Annotated in this window: 1 tRNA gene and 1 rRNA gene; both read left to right on the top strand. The window is 52.2% G+C overall.

Annotated features, from left to right (window positions below):
- Nucleotides 1-50: 50 nt before the first annotated feature.
- Nucleotides 51-1,566, top strand: a 16S ribosomal RNA gene (locus D1151_RS16290).
- Between the two features lie 34 nt (nt 1,567-1,600).
- Nucleotides 1,601-1,676, top strand: a tRNA-Ala gene (locus D1151_RS16285).
- The last annotated feature ends 71 nt before the right edge of the window (nt 1,677-1,747 follow it).

Here is a 1,747-nt window from a genome sequence, read left to right as displayed (position 1 = left end):
AAGGATTTCTTAAGGAAAGATATTTAAGACATTAGTCTTTGATATACCATTTAATTAAGAGTTTGATCCTGGCTCAGGATGAACGCTGGCGGCGTGCCTAACACATGCAAGTCGAGCGAGAAGCTGATGACAGATACTTCGGTTGAAGGAGTCAGTGGAAAGCGGCGGACGGGTGAGTAACGCGTAGGCAACCTGCCCTTTGCACAGGGATAGCCATTGGAAACGATGATTAAAACCTGATAACACCATTTGGTTACATGAGCAGATGGTCAAAGATTTATCGGCAAAGGATGGGCCTGCGTCTGATTAGCTAGTTGGTAAGGTAACGGCTTACCAAGGCGACGATCAGTAGCCGACCTGAGAGGGTGAACGGCCACATTGGAACTGAGACACGGTCCAAACTCCTACGGGAGGCAGCAGTGGGGAATATTGCACAATGGGCGAAAGCCTGATGCAGCAACGCCGCGTGAAGGAAGAAGGCCTTCGGGTCGTAAACTTCTGTCCTTGGGGAAGAAGAACTGACGGTACCCAAGGAGGAAGCCCCGGCTAACTACGTGCCAGCAGCCGCGGTAATACGTAGGGGGCAAGCGTTATCCGGAATTATTGGGCGTAAAGAGTACGTAGGTGGCAACCTAAGCGCAGGGTTTAAGGCAATGGCTCAACCATTGTTCGCCCTGCGAACTGGGATGCTTGAGTGCAGGAGAGGAAAGCGGAATTCCTAGTGTAGCGGTGAAATGCGTAGATATTAGGAGGAACACCAGTGGCGAAGGCGGCTTTCTGGACTGTAACTGACACTGAGGTACGAAAGCGTGGGGAGCAAACAGGATTAGATACCCTGGTAGTCCACGCCGTAAACGATGAGCACTAGGTGTCGGGGTCGCAAGACTTCGGTGCCGTAGTTAACGCATTAAGTGCTCCGCCTGGGGAGTACGCACGCAAGTGTGAAACTCAAAGGAATTGACGGGGACCCGCACAAGCAGCGGAGCATGTGGTTTAATTCGAAGCAACGCGAAGAACCTTACCAGGACTTGACATCCCTCTGACAGACCCTTAATCGGGTTTTTCTACGGACAGAGGAGACAGGTGGTGCATGGTTGTCGTCAGCTCGTGTCGTGAGATGTTGGGTTAAGTCCCGCAACGAGCGCAACCCTTGCCATTAGTTGCCAGCAGTAAGATGGGCACTCTAGTGGGACTGCCGGGGACAACTCGGAGGAAGGTGGGGATGACGTCAAATCATCATGCCCCTTATGTTCTGGGCTACACACGTGCTACAATGGCCGGTACAGAAAGCAGCGAAGTCGTGAGGCGGAGCAAATCTCGAAAACCGGTCCCAGTTCGGACTGCAGGCTGCAACTCGCCTGCACGAAGCCGGAGTTGCTAGTAATCGCGGATCAGAATGCCGCGGTGAATGCGTTCCCGGGTCTTGTACACACCGCCCGTCACACCATGGAAGTTGGGGGTGCCCAAAGCCGGCAAGGAAATATGCTGTCTAAGGCAAAACCAATGACTGGGGTGAAGTCGTAACAAGGTAGCCGTATCGGAAGGTGCGGCTGGATCACCTCCTTTCTAAGGAGACGAGATTTTTACACTATGAGTTCATGGGGAATTAGCTCAGCTGGGAGAGCACCTGCCTTGCACGCAGGGGGTCAAGGGTTCGAGCCCCTTATTCTCCACCAAGGTCGAAAGACCAAAGTACCTTGAAAACTGAATAACAAGAAACAAACACAGAAAAGAGAGAAATCGAGAA

The sequence above is a fragment of the Emergencia sp. 1XD21-10 genome, from assembly GCF_009936045.1.
GTDB classification, from domain to species: Bacteria; Bacillota; Clostridia; order Peptostreptococcales; family Anaerovoracaceae; genus Senimuribacter; species Senimuribacter intestinalis.
The sequence above is the reverse complement of the archived record's forward strand: the minus strand, read 5'-3'. Positions and strand labels throughout refer to the sequence as shown.